A 15,386-nucleotide genomic window follows, 5' to 3' on the forward strand; every position below is an offset into this window, starting at 1 on the left:
CGGGGTAGGCCACCACACCTGCCAGCCTGGTGCGGGGCGCGGCTGGCGGGCTTCTGAGGCGGGGGAGAGCTTCGGCCCGGACTGGGCAGCGTTGCGCACCGGAATCGATCGGATTCGACTGGTCGAGCTCGCCCGGCGCCGCGCGCTCGGGGGACGCCCACACATGAAGCAGGAGCGCCTGAATTCAGGGGCGTGGGGCCGGCCGGCCGTCTAGGGTTCGGCAGGTGGAAATTGTGACGGTCGACGGCCGGGATGCAGACGTCTTCAAGCGGTTCTTCGAGGTGCGGGAGGCCGTGCGGCGGGCGGAGCTCGCGTTTCCGGTCGGCATGGGGCTGGAGGAGGCCCGGGTGCTGATGGCCGGGCAGCATTCCGACGTCCGCGCCGACGGCCTCGGGCTGGTCGATGGTGATACCTGGCTCGGGATTGCCTGGCTCGACTGGTGGTTGCTCGGCAACACCGAGACAGTCGACGTCGAGATCGCGGTCGATCGATCGCACCGGCGGCGTGGGATCGCGACGCAACTGCTCGAGGCAGTGATCGAGCGGGCCCGGGCCGACGGCCGGCGCGTCCTGTCCGGCTTCGACCTGACCGGCGACCCGATCACCGGAGAGAGCGCCGGTACGGCGTTCGCCGCAGCGCGCGGGTTCGTCCGCAAGCACGCAGAGCTGCATCAGGTGCTGGAGCTAACGATGCCGGACGACCAACTCGCCAGCTCCATCCCGCCGGGCTACGAGCTCCTGCAGTGGCGCGAGCACACGCCCGAGGAATGGATCGAGCAGTTCGCCGACCTGCTCAGCGGGATGGCCGAGGACGTCCCGACCGGCGACCGAACGGTCGAGGCCATCCGCTGGACGCCTGAGCTCGTGCGGGAAGCCGACGAACGCCGGATCGCCCAGGGCCGCTTCACCTACACGACTGCCGCCGTCCACACCGACTCCGGCGAGCTCGCGGCGTACACCCAGATGGGCGGCACCCCTGCGACCCCGGGCCGGCTCAACCAGTACGACACCTACGTCCGGCGCTCGCACCGCGGCCGCAGCCTCGGCATCGCGGTCAAGGCGCCCAACCTGCGCGCGATCCAAGCGGACTTGGCCGAGCCCGCGGTCCTGCACACCTGGAACGCTCCGGAGAACGCCCCGATGATCGCAGTCAACGACAAGCTCGGCTTCCGCCCGGTCGCTCAACGCACCATGTGGGAGCTCACCCTCTGAACGCCGGTGATCGGCCCTCTCGTCGCCGGTTCACTGTCTGTATGTCCGGCGGCACAGCGCGCATTTCACGCTCGATTCCGGCGTACGGCGGCTGCGGCGTTAACCTGGTAGGCGCTCTGATCCGCTGACCGGAAGTTTGGGATGACTGTCGAATCGCTGTTCCCGCGCCTGGAGGCGTTGCTGCCGCAGGTGCAGAAGCCGATCCAGTACGTCGGCGGTGAGCTGAACTCGGTCAGCAAGGACTGGGACTCGGTGAGCGTCCGGTGGGCGCTGATGTACCCGGACGCGTACGAAGTCGGGCTGCCCAACCAGGGCGTGCAGATCCTCTACGAGGTGCTGAACGAGCGCGACCACCTCCTGGCCGAGCGGACCTACTCGGTCTGGCCGGACATGGAGAAGGTGATGCGGGACAACGGCATCCCGCAGTTCACGCTGGACAGCCACCGGCCGGTCCGGGCGTTCGACGTGTTCGGGCTGTCGTTCTCCACCGAGCTCGGCTACACCAACATGCTGACCGCGCTCGACCTGGCCGGCATCCCGCTGTACGCCGCCGACCGGACCGACGCGGACCCGATCGTGCTGGCCGGCGGGCACGCCGCGTTCAACCCGGAGCCGATCGCCGACTTCATCGACGCCGCCGTCCTCGGTGACGGCGAGGAGATCGTGCTGGCCATCTCCGAGGTCATCCGGGAGTGGAAGGACGAGGGCAGCCCCGGCGGGCGGGACGAGGTGCTGATGCGGCTGGCCGCGTCCGGCGGCGTCTACATCCCGAAGTTCTTCACCGTCGAGTACCTGGCCGACGGCCGGATCAAGCGGGTCGCGCCGAACCGTCCCGGCGTACCGTGGCGGACCGCGAAGCACACGGTGATGGACCTGGACGCCTGGCCGTACCCGAAGAAGCCGCTGGTCCCGCTGGCCGAGACCGTGCACGAGCGGTACTCGGTGGAGATCTTCCGCGGCTGCACCCGCGGCTGCCGGTTCTGCCAGGCCGGCATGATCACCCGGCCGGTGCGGGAGCGCAGCATCACCACGATCGGCGACATGGTCGAGAACGGGCTGAAGCAGTCCGGGTTCGAGGAGGTCGGGCTGCTCAGCCTGTCCTCGGCCGACCACAGCGAGATCGCCGACGTGGCCAAGGGGCTCGGCGACCGGTACGAGGGCTCCAACGTCTCGCTGTCGTTGCCCTCGACAAGGGTCGACGCGTTCAACATCACGCTGGCCAACGAGTTCTCCCGCAACGGCCGGCGCAGCGGCCTGACCTTCGCCCCGGAGGGCGGGTCGGACCGGATGCGCAAGGTGATCAACAAGATGGTCACCGAGGAGGACCTGATCCGGACCGTCGCGGCGGCCTACAGCCACGGCTGGCGGCAGGTGAAGCTGTACTTCATGTGCGGCCTGCCGACCGAGACCGACGAGGACGTGCTGGCGATCGCGGACCTGGCCAAGAAGGTGATCGCGACCGGTCGCGAGGCGGCCGGTCGGCGGGACATCCGGTGCACGGTGTCGATCGGCGGGTTCGTGCCGAAGCCGCACACGCCGTTCCAGTGGGCCTCCCAGCTCGGCGCCGAGGAGACCGACGCGCGGCTGTCGAAGCTCGCGGCGGCGATCCGCTCGGACAAGAACTACGCCAAGGCGATCGGCTTCCGGTACCACGACGGCAAGCCCGGCATCATCGAGGGCCTGCTGTCCCGCGGCGACCGCCGGGTCGGCCGCGTGATCGAGCAGGTCTGGCGCGACGGCGGCCGGTTCGACGGCTGGAGCGAGCACTTCTCCTACGACCGCTGGGTCGAGGCGACCGAGAAGGCGCTGGCCGACGAGCCCGTCGACCTGGCCTGGTACACCACCCGCGAGCGCGAGTACGCCGAAGTCCTGCCGTGGGACCACCTCGACTCCGGCCTGGACCGCGACTGGCTCTGGGAGGACTGGCAGGACTCGCTGGAGGAGGACGGCGCCATCGAGGTCGAGGACTGCCGCTGGACCCCCTGCTTCGACTGCGGCGTCTGCCCCCAAATGGGCACCGAAATCCAAATCGGCCCCACCGGCAAGAAACTCCTCCCCCTCTCAGTCGTCTAGCCCCCCGCCTCCCGTCCGCGCGTTCGAGGGGATATCCCCCCGAACGCCGGGTTCTCCCCTCCCGTACCAGGGGAGAAGACACGATTCGCGGGGATATCCCCTCGAATGCTCAGTGCCCGGGGGGCGCGGCGGGGCGTGGTCAGTTGCGCGGCGTCGATGCCGAGTGGAGCAGGTCGGTGAGCGGAAGCTGGGCAGCGGTGGTCAGGACCAGGTCGGCGGCCTCGACTGCGGCGGGGGTGACGTAGGGGTTGGGGATGGCGACGGCGTACATGCCGGTTGCTTGGGCGGCCGCTACGCCGTGGGCGGTGTCCTCGACGGCGATCGCCTGAGGACCAGGTACGGCGAGACGCCGCAACGCCAGCTCGTAGATCGCCGGGTCCGGCTTGTGCGCCGCCACCTCGTCACCGGTGACCACCTCGTCGAACCACTCGAGAGCACCCACCCGCTCCAGGTGACCGTGCACCCACGGCCGCGGCGAGCTGCTCGCGATCGCCACCTTCAACCCCAGCTCCCGCGCCGCCGAGATCCACGCCCGGATCCCCGGCCGGAAGTCCAGCTCCCGGTGCATCGCATCCCGGTGAGCAGTCCGCCGCGCATGGCTCGCCGCCCGGTCGAAGCCGGCCCCGACCGCCGCGGCCAGCAACTCGTACCGCGTCTCGGTGATGTCACCACCATGACCGGGCCAGAAGTCCGAGAGATCCAGCTCGAGCCCGTGATGGGCCCACTCCGCCCGCCAGCTCTCGACCATCGTCGTCTCGGTGTCCATCAACAACCCGTCGAAGTCGAACACCACAGCCCGCACGTCCACCGGCACGAGCCGAACCACCAGTCGATGGACCTCCACCTCCGTCAGCCCGCACGCCGCCAGGTAGGACCGCACGCCGCCGTAGGTCCGGTCAACGTGGTCGAGCGAGTCGAGGATCGTCGACGGCAGAGTCCGCCAGAGGATCTCGGCGGCCGGCCGCTCGTCGTCGGGCAGCTCGGCGAGCCGCGCCACCAGCCCGAGCCGTTCCTCACTCACCGCGTAGTCGGCCGCGATCACGTCCCGAGGTACGCCGACCAGGTCCAGCCACAGCGCGATCAGCAGCCCGGTCCGGTCCTTGCCCGACCTGCAGTGCACCACCACTGGCGCATCGGCCGGTGCGTCGATCAGCGCGCGAAAGGCCTTTGCGACCTGCGCCTTGTTGCGGTCGAGACTGCCGCGGTAGGTGTCGGCGAGCACACGCTCAGCCGAGGCATCCCGGGCCTCGTCGGCCACCGGGTCGATCCAAGGAATCCGCTGGTACGACGCCGAGCCGTCGAGCAGATGTGGTTGGGTCAGCTCCCAGTCCGAGCGCAGGTCGAGCACCAGCCCGGCGCCGGCGTCCAGGAACGCGGTCCGGCCCTCGGTGTCCAGGTTGTCCGGTGAGTCGGTCCGGAACACGGTCCCGTGCCGGGTCAGTACGCCGTACTTGGTCGGTAGTCCGCCGATGTCACGCGCATTCAGGCATCCGCTCCACACGGTGCGTCAGGTTGATATAGATCGAGTAGTTCTTCCCAAGCACCTCCGGAGGTGTCAGAAGGGGTCCGTTATGGGTTCCTTCGGGTGGGGATCTGGCGTTGGTGGCGCCGGGTCCTCCTGACACTTGCCGGAGGTGTGTTGTGTCTGTGCATGTTGCTCCAGTCACGTCGTCCACGGTCGTGGTTGCGGTGGATGTGGGCAAGAGGTCGGTCGCGTTGTCGGTGACCGACGCGGGGCGTCATCGGTTGCTGGGGCCGGTGGAGTTCCAGCTGACGAGATCTGCGTTGGGGTCGGTGGTGGGCCAGGTTCGTGGTGTGCTGCCCGATGGTGCGGTGCCGGTGAAGGTCGGGGTGGAAGCTTGTGGGCACTATCACCAGCCGCTGCTGGCGCCGTCGGTGTGGCCGCGCGGGTGGGAGGTGCTCGAGCTGAACCCGGGGCACGTGTGTGAGCAGCGTCGGGTGATGGGCCGGCGGCGGGTGAAGACCGATGCGTTCGACCTGGAAGCGATCACTGAGTTGCTGCTGGCCGGTGGCGGGATCGCGGTGACCGCGCGGGAGCGGGTGCTGGGCGAACTGAGGGCGTGGAGTGCGCACCGCACCCGCCGGGTGGCGGTGCGGACGGCGACGAAGAACCAGTTGCTGGGCCAGCTGGACCGGGCCTTTCCCGGGCTGACGTTGGCGCTGCCGGACGTGCTGGGCACGCTGGTGGGGCGGTTGATCGCCGACGAGTTCACCGACCCGGCGCGGTTGGCCGCGATGGGGACGGCCCGGTTCATCCGGTTCGCCGCGGCGCGCGGGTTGCAGGTCCGCGGGCCGGTGGCCGACCGGCTGGTCGCCGCCGCCCGTGACGCGCTGCCGACCGCCGATGCCGCGGTGGCCCGCCGGGTCGTGGTGACCGATCTGAGCCTGCTGTACGAGCTGGAGCGGCAGGTCTGCGCCGCCGAGCAGGAACTGGCCGCGCTGCTGCCGGACAGCCCATTCCGGACGTTGACCAGCGTCCCGGGCTGGGGCGTGGTCCGCGCCGCCAACTATGCCGGCGCGCTGGGCGACCCGCAGCGCTGGCCTGGCGCGGCGCAGATCTACCGGGCCTCCGGGCTGTCTCCAGCGCAGTACGAGTCCGCCGGGCGCCGCCGCGACGGTGCGATCAGCCGGGAAGGCAGCGTGGCGTTGCGCCGCGCCCTGATCGACCTCGGCGTTGGGTTGTGGCTGAACGACCCGGCCGCCAAGCAGTACGCCATCGGGCTGAAGGCGCGCGGCAAACGTGGCGGGGTCATCGCCTGCGCGCTCGCGCACCGCGCCACCCGCATCGCCCACGCCCTGGTGCGTGACCAGGTCGGCTACGACCCAGGCCGCTGGGCCTGAGCACACCCCGGGGCCTTCCCCGGACCTTGCTGCCCTCGACGCCGTGCGCGTGCGGAGCGGTCAACGTGGAGCGCCCACAGCGCAGCGAGGACGAACGACGTTGACCGCGACGAGCGCCGCGGCGTACAACCAGCAGCGTTCGCGGAAGGACCGCTCCCCGTCACTCGAGCGAAAGGAACACACACCCCTTCACAACTCCAGCCGGTGGGTGCCACGCTGGACGAGACGAAGGGCCGGATCAGACGCCGCATGGGTTATGGCGCACCACGGTGACGCCGCGACTAACTTGGCGCCCGGCCCTTCGCCCATCGCGACAGCCCGAACGATGCCAGATGACCCCTTCCAGCGAGGTCGCATACGTCAACGTGGGCGTTCGGCACCCGGACCAGCAGACCACCAACACCAGCCAAGACCCCCAGTCCAACTCCCCGCCACCCCGGCTGGCGAGCCGATGCCCTACGCCGACACGACCGACTTGACAGACCTATAGCCAGTTAGTACAACTCCTCCGAGGGACTCGAAGTCGTGCCAGGTTCCGTCGTACGCCTTGTGGTGCATCGCGGAGTCCATGCCGACCGCGAAGACGTCGATGCGACCCGGCCCCCAGGAGACGACGGAGCCGGCCGGGCGCGGCCGGGTGCGAGGGGTGGTGACGGTTGGCTCGAGCCAGCCGGCCAGGGCGGCGACGTTCATCCGCAGGATCTCGGCGGACAGCGCCCAGTCGAGGAAGTTCAGCGTGTCGGTCGAGGTGTGGATGTGCCCGTTCGCGCTGTCCGCGCCCTCGATCGTCAGCAGCGCCGGGATCCCGGCGTTGATGAACGGCACATGGTCGCTCGCGAACGGGTTGAGCGACGTCTCCACCTTCAGCCCGGTGTACGTCGCAGCCGCGGTCGCCAGGGCGGTCATCAGACCCGACGACACCTGTGCACCTTCGAGCAGCACCGTCGGCACCGCCGTGTTCCTGCTCGCGATCATGTCCATGTTCAGTACGGCGCGAATCCGCGCCCGCTCCGCCTGCGGCAGCGAAGCGACGTACTGCTTGCTGCCGAACAGCCCCTGCTCCTCGCCACCGAACAGGATCAACCGTACGTCGTGCCGCCACGACCGCGTCGACAACAGCCGGCCCAGCTCGAGCACGCCGGCTGAACCGCTCGCGTTGTCGTCCGCACCAGGTGCGCTCGCGGCCTGACCGCCCGCTTGGTTCACCGAGTCCAGGTGCGCGGTGATGAGCACGAGTCCCCCACCACCGGTCCCGGGCCGGTCCCCGATCAGGTTCTGCGACGTGCCCGCCCCGACCGTGACCGTCGTCCGCGTGACTCCGTAGCCGAGGGCAACCATCCGGGCCGCGGCGAAGTCCACCGCGGTGCCGAACCCCGCACTCAGCGAGTGCCGCGTCGGCAGGCTCGCGAACCAGGTCAGATCGGCCTGGTACGACGTCGGCGACAACTCGGCCACCAACGCCGCAACCGCGGGATCCACCCGGGCCGCGGACGGCGCTGCCACGTCGACGACCGTCGTACCTGCGCGCAGCGTCTCGACCCGCCAGCAGTTGTTGGACCTACGGCGAGGTCGGTCGGCGGACGAGATCACCAGATGCCGACCGTGGTCGAGCAGCGGTTTCACGTCCGGGTAGTCGTGCTGGAAGCTCCCGCCCACCTGCGTGACCAGCAACAGGCCGGGTGCGGTCCGCGATGCGCGACCGAGGTGTTCCGACTGCGGGCCCCACAGGATCGTGCGGTCACCGAAGCGCGCGGATTGCTGGGCCTCGGCCGCCCCCGTGGTCGGCACCACTAGGTAGCGGACCGGGTTCGTCGTCTTGCTCATGCGTTCCTGCCAAGGAGAGTCATTCGGACCAGATGATCTCGAGCCGGCCGGGCTCGGCCGTCACGATGCGGCCGGCGCCCTGCAGACCGCCGGTGATCCGGCCGCTGGCGTCCCAGCGGCCGTCCGGGCGGGCCTCGGGCGCGTCCCCGCGGCCGATCGCCCACTCCACCAATGTGCCGTCCGGGCGGAACTCCACCCCCCGCCGGCCCCGGGCCGGCGGGAAGGCGAAGTCGTCGGGGCGATAGACGCTGATCCCGTCGTGGTCCTCCTCGAAGGAATGCGTCCACCGCCCTTTCACGTGCCCGGTCAGCTCAGCACCACCTGTTCGATCGAGGCCGGGGTCTCCGGGACGGTCACCTTGAAGTCGCTGATGATGCCGCCGAGCGCCTCGTAGCCGGTGACCGACGGCCCCCAGGCCGAGCCGTCCCACCACTTGTGGTAGAGCTGCTTGTCGGTGCCGGTGACGAACACGTCGAGCCGGTTCGCGCCCCACGAGACCACTCGCGGCTCGTCGGTGCAGATGCCGCCCATGTACTCGTACCCGGTGACCGACGGTCCCCAGGCGGACCCGTCCCACCACTTGTGGTACAGCGCGGAATCCGTCCCGAGCACGAACACGTCGAGCCGGTCGGAGTCCCACGAGACGACGGTCGGCGCCGTCGTACAGACACCGCCCATGTACTCCCAGCCCGACCAGGCCGAGCCGTCCCACCACTTGTGGTACAGCGCGGAGTCGGTGCCGATGACGAACATGTCCAGCCGGTTCTCGCCCCAGGCAACGACCCGCGGCGGCGAAGCGCAGACGCCGCCGAGGTACTCGTAGCCGTCGACCGACGGTCCCCACGCCGAGCCGTCCCACCACTTGTGGTAGACCGCGTTGTCAGTGCCTAGCACGAACACGTCGAGCCGGTTCTCGCCCCAGGCAACGACTTCGGGCGGGCTCATGCAGATCCCGCCGAGGTACTCGTACCCGGTCAGCGACGGTCCCCAGCTCGAGCCGTCGTACCACTTGTGGTAGAGCGCGCGGTCGGTGCCGAGCACGAACGCGTCCAGCCGGCCCGGTCCCCAGGTGGCCAGCCGCGGCGGGCTCATGCAGATGCCGCCCATGTACTCGTAGCCGGTGACCGACGGTCCCCAGGCGGACCCGTCCCACCACTTGTGATAGAGCGCGTGGTCGGTGCCGAGGACGAACGCGTCCAGCCGGTCCGGCCCCCAGGACGCGACTTCAGGAGCACTCATGCAGATACCACCCATGTATTCGTAACCGCCGACGGACGGTCCCCAGGACGATCCGTCCCACCACTTGTGATACATCGCCAGATCCGTGCCGAGCACGAACGCGTCCAGCCGGTTCGCGCCCCACGCCACCACCGAGCCCGCCGGTTCCGGCGTCGCTCCGGCACCGACCGCGCCGGCGATCAGGCTCGACCGCACGGTGTCCAGGCAGGCCTCCATCCGGGCCACCTGGTCGTCGGTGAACATCACCATGCCGCGGTCGTCGGTGTAGTCCATGTAGTCGTAGAACAGGTCGCCGTTCGGCCCGTTGCTGCAGGTCACGTGCGGGAACGTCGGTACGCCGAAGTTCGGGCCGGCCTGGTTCGGGGTGTCGGCGACCTCGTCGCTGCCGCTGCAGCCGGTGCCGTCGTCGCCCCAGATGTGGAACAGGTTCAGGTAGTGCCCGACCTCGTGCGTCGTGGTCCGGCCCAGGTCGAACGGCGCGGCCGCCGTACCGTTGGTGCCGAACCCGCTGTGCAGGATGACGACGCCGTCGGTGTCGGCCGGGCCGCCGGGGAACTGCGCGTACCCGAGCAGGCCGCCGCTGAGCTGGCACACCCAGATGTTCAGGTACCGGTCGGCCGGCCACGGGTCGTGCCCGCCGGTCGCCGACGACTTGACCTTGTCGTCGGAGCCGAAGCCGTTGACGGTCGTCTGGGTCCGGGTGACACCGGTGGTCGGGTTGCCGTCCGGGTCCTCGGTGGCCAGGTAGAACTCGATCCGCGCGTCCGCGATCAGCCCGGTGAACGCCGCCGGCACGATGCCGAGGTCGGCGTTGGTGGCCCGGAAGTCGTGGTTCAGCACGTCGATCTGGCTGTCGATCTGGGCCTGCGAGATGTTCTGCGCCGCGGTCTTCCAGATCACGTGCACGACGCAGGGAATCCGCGCTATACCGGCAAAACGTTCCTGGCGGGAGACGTACTGCGTCGTCGCGTTCTCGAGCGCCGATCGGGCGGCGGCGTACTCAGGGGAGGTGGAAAGCAGCCTGCGGTGCACGTCCATCACGCCGCACTGCCGCCTGCTCGGAGTCTCGGTCCGCCCGTCCGTGCCGCTCATACCTGCACCACCGGCTCCGGCTCCGCCACCCATCCCGGCACCGCCGGCCTGACCGCCACCGCTCATCCCGGCTCCACCGGCCTGGCCGCCGCCGCTCATCCCGGCCGCGCCACCACCACCTGCCCCGCCACCTGCCCCAGCACCTGGTCCTGCGCCCGGTCCGCCCATCCCGGCCGGCATGTCACCGGCGCCGCCCGACCCACTCGTGGACATCCGGTCGCCACCGGGCATGCCGTTCGCCTGCGGCATCCCGTTGGCCGCCGAACCGGTCGCCGGCGCCTCGCCGGGCATCCGGTAGTCGTCGTCGCGGTGCTTGTCCGCGCGCCCGTTCGCCTTTCTCGGCATCTCTCCCCCTCCCGCGGGGGCGACGAGCAGGTCGGGATCAGCGCGATCCCGGACCGAAAAGGTTTACCCCCAGACCGCCCCTCGATCGAAGACGGTCCTGCCCGCCTTCCCCCACCGAACAGCCTGCCCCCAAGCCACTGCTCTGCGTTCACCTTCCTCCCCCGCGCCCACCCACACAAGGCTTCACCCCGGGGCAGTGAACTTCCCGCAATTCCCCAACCCCCGTAGAAGAATTGCTTGAACAATCAAGAGGAGTACGCGAATGCGCCGAGAACTGTCCGTCCCGTTCGAGACCCGCGGCCACCGCGGCCTGATCGCGATCCGGGTCGTCCCGAACGACGACCCGTGGGCCTCCGGGCATCAACTGGTCGTTCCAGACCTGGACGCCGAATCGATCCGGGGATTCCCAGTCTGCACGGCGACCCTGCGATATCACGGCCACGGCATCAACGCGATCATGGGCTGGGTCCAGGTGATCACCCGGGAGTTCGACGGCGACGTTTCGGTCGACGTACTCCCGTACTTCGCCGGCACAACTGGGCGGGCCACCGCACCGTTCTCGGCAGGGACTGCCCGGCCTGGTCCTTCGACTGAGTCAGCGACACCTTGCTGCTGGCCGGGGCGCAGGATTGCGGAGCCCGGTGCAGGAACTCGTGACTACGTCTTATCTCCGGCTGCGTACGCAGGCGCTAGCTCAAGTGGGCGAGTAGCAGCGGGTTGATGGTGTTGGGGTGGGAGTAGGTGACGAGGTGGGCGGCGTGTTCGATGATTTCGAGGTGGGCGCCGGGGATGGCTGAGGCGAGCGGGATGACGGTCTCGGGTGGGATCGAGGTGTCCTGCTCGGCGGTGACCAGCAGGACGGGTGCCGTGATGTCGCCGAGCTTGGCGCGCAGGTCCGTCGTACCGAGCGCCTCGCAGCACGCGGCGTACCCCTCGTCCGGAGTGTCGAGGAGTTGCTGCCGCACCTCGTCGGTGTCGGTGAAGTCGGTCAGGAACCAGCGCTCCAGGGTGGCGTCGGTGATCGCCTGGGTGCCCTCGGCGCGCACGGTTGCGGCTCGCTCGGTCCACATCTGGGCGTTGTCGGCCGGGCTGCACGGCGGGCAGAGGAGCGCGAAGCGGTGGAAGCGGTCGGGTGCGTTCTCGGCCAGCCACAAACCGACCGCGCCGCCGAGCGAGATCCCGACGTACGACGCCTGTTCCACGCTCAGTGTGTCGAGCAGTTCGAGTACGTCGCCGCCGAGGTCGTCGATCGTGTACGGCCCGGCCGGCGCCTCGGACTCCCCGTGCCCACGGTGGTCGAAGGCGATCACCCGGAACCGCTCGGACAGGACGCCGACCTGCGGCGCCCACATCGCGTGCGTCGTCCCGAGCGAGGAGCCGAGCAGAACCACGGGCGCGTCGGCGGGACCGGTCTCCGCATAGTTGAGTCGCATAGGCCCACCCTACGGACGCTGCTACTCTCCGCGGCATGACTCAGGGTGTGCCGGGCCTGGAATCCGTGGGCGAACTGGCGGCGGTGGTGCGTGGCGGCTTCGTCGAGAGCCGCCACTTCGGGATCGCGGTCGCGATCGATCCCGCCGGTACGCCGGTCGTCGCCGTCGGGGACGTGGACGCGGTGGTGCTCCCGCGATCCACGACGAAACCGCTGCAGGCGGTCGGGTGCATCGTGGCCGGCGCCGCGCTCCAAGGTGAGGAGTCCGCGATCACGTCCGGCAGCCACACCGGCGAGGACCGGCACGTCGCCGTGGTCGACCGGATGCTGGCGCGCGCCGGCCTCGACCGTGGAGCGCTGGGCTGCCCGCCGGACCTGCCCGAGGACACCGACACCCGGAACCGATTGGTTGCTGCAGGCATCGGTCCGTCCCGGGTCCTGATGAACTGCTCGGGCAAGCACGCGGCGATGCTGACGGCTGCCGACGACCCGGCCGGCTACCTGGATCCGTCCAGCAGGGTGCAGAAGACGATCATCGCCGAGATCGAACGGTTGACCGGGGCAACGACCGGAGTCGTCACCGTGGACGGTTGCGGCGCACCGCTGGTCGGCGTACCGCTTCGCGGCCTGGCGCTCAGCTTCAGCCGCCTCGCCACAGCGCCATCCGGTACGCCGGAACACGCTGTGGCAGAGGCGATGCGCTCGTACCCGGAGTTCGTCGGCGGTCGCGGTCACCAGAACACTCTCGTGATGCAGCACCTGCCCGGCGTCATCGCCAAGGGCGGCGCCGAAGGGGTCATCGCGATGGCCACTCCGGACGGTCACGCGGTTGCGGTCAAGGTGATCGACGGTAGTCCGCGGGCCACGACGGCGCTCGGGCTGATGCTGCTGAGCAAGTGCAGCGTGGACGTGTCGGCGGCCGCTGACCTGCTCGAGGTCCCCGTCCTCGGCGGCGGCCAACCCGTCGGCCGCATCGAGCTACGGCTTTAACTTGGGCTGCAGCTCTGGCTAGCGATAGAGAGCGAGCGCGCCGGTGAGCGAGTCGATCGCGGCGCGGGGGCCGAACAGGCCGAGGCCTAAGTACTCGACGTCCTCGGCCTTGGTGCCGCTCAACGTCGCCGACATCTGCTCGTAGGTCCGCGCCCGCTGGGCGATCTGGTTCATGTCGTGCACGGTCACGCCGTCCCGGGCCGCGGCCTGGGCCCGGAGCTCGTGCAGTTGCTCCGCGGAGGCGCGCAGGACCGGAATCGGATACGCGCACATCCCCGTGTGTGGGTTTCCCGAGGCGTCCTCGGTGTCCGGGCCGACCACGTCCTGGTGGTGGTGGCCGAGCGCGACGCCGAGCAACGCGGCCGTGTTCAGGGCGACGCCGACCGGCGCCTCGGCCGCGATGACCACGACCAGCTTGTTCGTCAGCACGGGCATCAAGCTAGCCGCTTGGCCAGCATTGTGGATGCCCGAGCGAACATCGTTCGGCATGTCTGCCAAACTTCCTGTCATGGACGAACTTGATACGGCGCTGCTGCGGATCCTGCAGAACGACGCGCGCCGGACCAACCGGGACATGGCCGCCGAGCTCGGCATCGCCCCGTCCACCTGCCTGGAGCGCATCCGCGGACTCCGCGATCGCGGGGTGATCAGCGGCTACCACGCCGAGGTCGACCTGCGGGCGATCGACCGCTCCACCCAGGCGATCATCTCGATCAAGCTCCGGCCGCAGGCGATGGCGGTGGCGACCGCGTTCCAGGACTACGTCAACCAACTGCCCGAGACGCTCGCAATGTTCATGGTCTCCGGCGCGTCCGACTTCCTGGCCCACGTGGCCGTCAAGGACACCCAGGCGCTCCGGGATCTGGTCCTGGCGCTGGCCAAGCGGCAGGAGATTGCCGACATCCGCAGCTCGGTCGTCTTCGAGCACCATCGCCGTACGACGGTGATGCCCCTACCCGAGCGCTGACAGCTTCTCCGGGTTCGCCTGGATCCGTACGGCTGCGACCTGGTTGCCGTCGAACTCCAGATGCAGGACATGCCGAAGCCCCGGGACCCGGACGTCCAGCGCCGGCCCGGTGACGAGGTCGAGCGGTACGACGCTGACGTCGTCGCGCGCGTAGACCCGGGCGAAGAACTGTGCGACCTGCTCGCGTCCGACAACCGGCTTCCGGGCGATCCGGGGCTTGCCACCGCCGTCGCTCCACTCGGTCACCGACTCCTTGAGCATCGCCTCGAGGCGGGGCAGATCACCGTCGCGCGCAGCCGCGACGAAGTCGAGCAACAACCTCCGCTGCTCACCGGGCGTCGGCTCGAACCTCGGCCGCTCCCGGTCCAGCGCCTTGATCGCCCGATTGTGCAGTTGTCGACAATCCTCTGCCGACCGCTCCAGGATCTCCGCGATCTCGTCGTACGGGAGCATGAACGCGGTCCGCAGCACGTAGACCGCTCGCTGCGGCGGAGTGAGCCGCTCCATCAGGTGCAGTACAGCGATCGACAGGTCCGAGGTGTCGACCGAGCTGAACGGGTCCGACGGCGCCGGTTCCGGCAGCCACTCCCCGACGTAGCTCTCCCGGCGCGCCTGCCGCGTCCGCAGTACGTCGACGCCGAGCCGCGTCACCACCCTCGTGAGGTAGCGACGCGGCTCGTGCACGGTGGCCCGATCGACGCCGGACCACCGCAGGTACGCCTCCTGCAGCACATCCTCGGCGTCCTGCCAGCTCCCGAGCAGCCGGTAGGCGAGGCTCGCGAGCATCCCGCGCGCCGACTGGTACTCGTCCAGGGCGCCGGTCAAGCGGCGAGCACCGGCTGCTTCCTGCTCGTGATCGTCAGACGGTTCCACAGGTTGATGGTGCCAATCGCAAGGAGCACGTTCGCGGCGCCCTCCGTCCCGAACTGCTCGACCGCGCCGTCCCACACCTCATCCGGTACGCCGCCCTGTCCGAGGCGCGTGACCGCATCCGTGAGGGCAAGAGCCGCACGCTCGCGCTCGTCGTAGAAGGAGGACTCGCGCCACGCCGCCAGGCCGAACAGGCGTTGCGAGCTCTCGCCGTCCTTGAGGGCGTCGGTGGTGTGCATGTCCACGCAGAACGCGCACTCGTTGACCATCGAGGCGCGCACCTTGATCAGGGCGAGCACCGAGTGGTCGAGCGCGCCCTGCACGTACTTCTCCAGGCCGAACACGGCCCGGAAGCCGGCCGGCACGACCTTGCTGAGATCCATTCGTTGTTCCATGCCCGCACGACGGTCTCGCGACGGCCCGGCGTGACAGTTGCGGATGTGACCCCGCTCACGCGTCCTACTAGACCCGCCTCATGCGC

General features: G+C 69.7%; 13 protein-coding genes. 5 read left to right on the forward strand and 8 right to left on the reverse strand.

Annotation, left to right across the window (positions count from 1 at the left end; all coding sequences use genetic code 11):
* Positions 1-224: 224 nt before the first annotated feature.
* Complete coding sequence (locus tag ACIBGM_RS04770) at positions 225-1,211, forward strand: GNAT family N-acetyltransferase (RefSeq protein WP_396384509.1); 987 nt, start codon at positions 225-227, stop codon at positions 1,209-1,211.
* A 141-nt stretch (positions 1,212-1,352) separates the two neighbouring features.
* The gene (locus ACIBGM_RS04775; RefSeq protein WP_396384510.1) at positions 1,353-3,284 is read left to right on the forward strand and encodes a TIGR03960 family B12-binding radical SAM protein; all 1,932 of its coding nucleotides are present in this window, start codon (positions 1,353-1,355) and stop codon (positions 3,282-3,284) included.
* A gap of 139 nt (positions 3,285-3,423) precedes the next feature.
* On the opposite strand, the gene ACIBGM_RS04780 is transcribed toward ACIBGM_RS04775, so the two are convergent.
* A complete protein-coding gene (locus tag ACIBGM_RS04780; protein ID WP_396384511.1) occupies positions 3,424-4,785 on the reverse strand; it encodes an HAD-IA family hydrolase in 1,362 nt (453 codons plus the stop codon).
* Positions 4,786-4,925: 140 nt separating this feature from the next.
* On the opposite strand from ACIBGM_RS04780, the gene ACIBGM_RS04785 reads away from it, so the two are divergent.
* The gene (locus tag ACIBGM_RS04785; protein ID WP_396384512.1) at positions 4,926-6,146 is read left to right on the forward strand and encodes an IS110 family transposase; all 1,221 of its coding nucleotides are present in this window, start codon (positions 4,926-4,928) and stop codon (positions 6,144-6,146) included.
* A 456-nt stretch (positions 6,147-6,602) separates the two neighbouring features.
* On the opposite strand, the gene ACIBGM_RS04790 is transcribed toward ACIBGM_RS04785, so the two are convergent.
* The 4 genes from ACIBGM_RS04790 to pcaD form a co-directional block, all read right to left on the reverse strand.
* Positions 6,603-7,970 (reverse strand): M20/M25/M40 family metallo-hydrolase, encoded by a 1,368-nt coding sequence (locus ACIBGM_RS04790; protein ID WP_396384513.1) that lies wholly within the window; start codon positions 7,968-7,970, stop codon positions 6,603-6,605.
* Positions 7,971-7,989: 19 nt separating this feature from the next.
* Positions 7,990-8,268 carry a hypothetical protein gene (locus ACIBGM_RS04795; protein ID WP_360519583.1) on the reverse strand — a complete coding sequence of 93 codons (279 nt, stop codon included), beginning with the start codon at positions 8,266-8,268 and terminating at the stop codon, positions 7,990-7,992.
* Between the two features lie 8 nt (positions 8,269-8,276).
* Positions 8,277-10,646 carry a M43 family zinc metalloprotease gene (locus tag ACIBGM_RS04800; RefSeq protein ID WP_360519586.1) on the reverse strand — a complete coding sequence of 790 codons (2,370 nt, stop codon included), beginning with the start codon at positions 10,644-10,646 and terminating at the stop codon, positions 8,277-8,279.
* Between the two features lie 689 nt (positions 10,647-11,335).
* Positions 11,336-12,079, reverse strand: coding sequence for a 3-oxoadipate enol-lactonase (gene pcaD, locus ACIBGM_RS04805; RefSeq protein WP_360519590.1), 744 nt, complete (start codon positions 12,077-12,079; stop codon positions 11,336-11,338).
* 35 nt (positions 12,080-12,114) lie between these two features.
* Here pcaD and ACIBGM_RS04810 point away from each other — a divergent pair, with 35 nt between their 5' ends.
* Positions 12,115-13,068 (forward strand): asparaginase, encoded by a 954-nt coding sequence (locus ACIBGM_RS04810; RefSeq protein ID WP_360519592.1) that lies wholly within the window; start codon positions 12,115-12,117, stop codon positions 13,066-13,068.
* Positions 13,069-13,086: 18 nt separating this feature from the next.
* On the opposite strand, the gene ACIBGM_RS04815 is transcribed toward ACIBGM_RS04810, so the two are convergent.
* A complete protein-coding gene (locus ACIBGM_RS04815) occupies positions 13,087-13,497 on the reverse strand; it encodes a DUF2000 domain-containing protein (protein ID WP_360519594.1) in 411 nt (136 codons plus the stop codon).
* 79 nt (positions 13,498-13,576) lie between these two features.
* On the opposite strand from ACIBGM_RS04815, the gene ACIBGM_RS04820 reads away from it, so the two are divergent.
* Positions 13,577-14,035: an Lrp/AsnC family transcriptional regulator gene (locus ACIBGM_RS04820; protein ID WP_360519596.1), complete on the forward strand. Its 459-nt coding sequence runs from the start codon at positions 13,577-13,579 to the stop codon at positions 14,033-14,035.
* Here ACIBGM_RS04820 and ACIBGM_RS04825 read toward each other — a convergent pair.
* Positions 14,021-14,908: a sigma-70 family RNA polymerase sigma factor gene (locus ACIBGM_RS04825; protein ID WP_360519598.1), complete on the reverse strand. Its 888-nt coding sequence runs from the start codon at positions 14,906-14,908 to the stop codon at positions 14,021-14,023. The two genes, ACIBGM_RS04820 and ACIBGM_RS04825, sit on opposite strands and share 15 nt — an antisense overlap.
* Positions 14,857-15,288, reverse strand: a complete 432-nt coding sequence (locus tag ACIBGM_RS04830) for a carboxymuconolactone decarboxylase family protein (protein ID WP_360519600.1) — start codon at positions 15,286-15,288, stop codon at positions 14,857-14,859. Before ACIBGM_RS04830 ends, ACIBGM_RS04825 begins: the two co-directional genes overlap by 52 nt.
* Positions 15,289-15,386: the final 98 nt, after the last annotated feature.

The sequence above is a fragment of the Kribbella sp. NPDC050470 genome, assembly GCF_044458365.1.
GTDB lineage: Bacteria > Actinomycetota > Actinomycetes > Propionibacteriales > Kribbellaceae > Kribbella.

Coding starts and splice junctions, on each gene's coding strand:
- ACIBGM_RS04775 (WP_396384510.1), top strand. CDS start 1,353: ATGACTGTCGAATCGCTGTTCCCGCGCCTGGAGGCGTTGCTGCCGCAG.
- ACIBGM_RS04830 (WP_360519600.1), bottom strand. CDS start 15,288: ATGGATCTCAGCAAGGTCGTGCCGGCCGGCTTCCGGGCCGTGTTCGGC.
- ACIBGM_RS04790 (WP_396384513.1), bottom strand. CDS start 7,970: ATGAGCAAGACGACGAACCCGGTCCGCTACCTAGTGGTGCCGACCACG.
- ACIBGM_RS04800 (WP_360519586.1), bottom strand. CDS start 10,646: ATGCCGAGAAAGGCGAACGGGCGCGCGGACAAGCACCGCGACGACGAC.
- ACIBGM_RS04810 (WP_360519592.1), top strand. CDS start 12,115: ATGACTCAGGGTGTGCCGGGCCTGGAATCCGTGGGCGAACTGGCGGCG.
- ACIBGM_RS04820 (WP_360519596.1), top strand. CDS start 13,577: ATGGACGAACTTGATACGGCGCTGCTGCGGATCCTGCAGAACGACGCG.
- pcaD (WP_360519590.1), bottom strand. CDS start 12,079: ATGCGACTCAACTATGCGGAGACCGGTCCCGCCGACGCGCCCGTGGTT.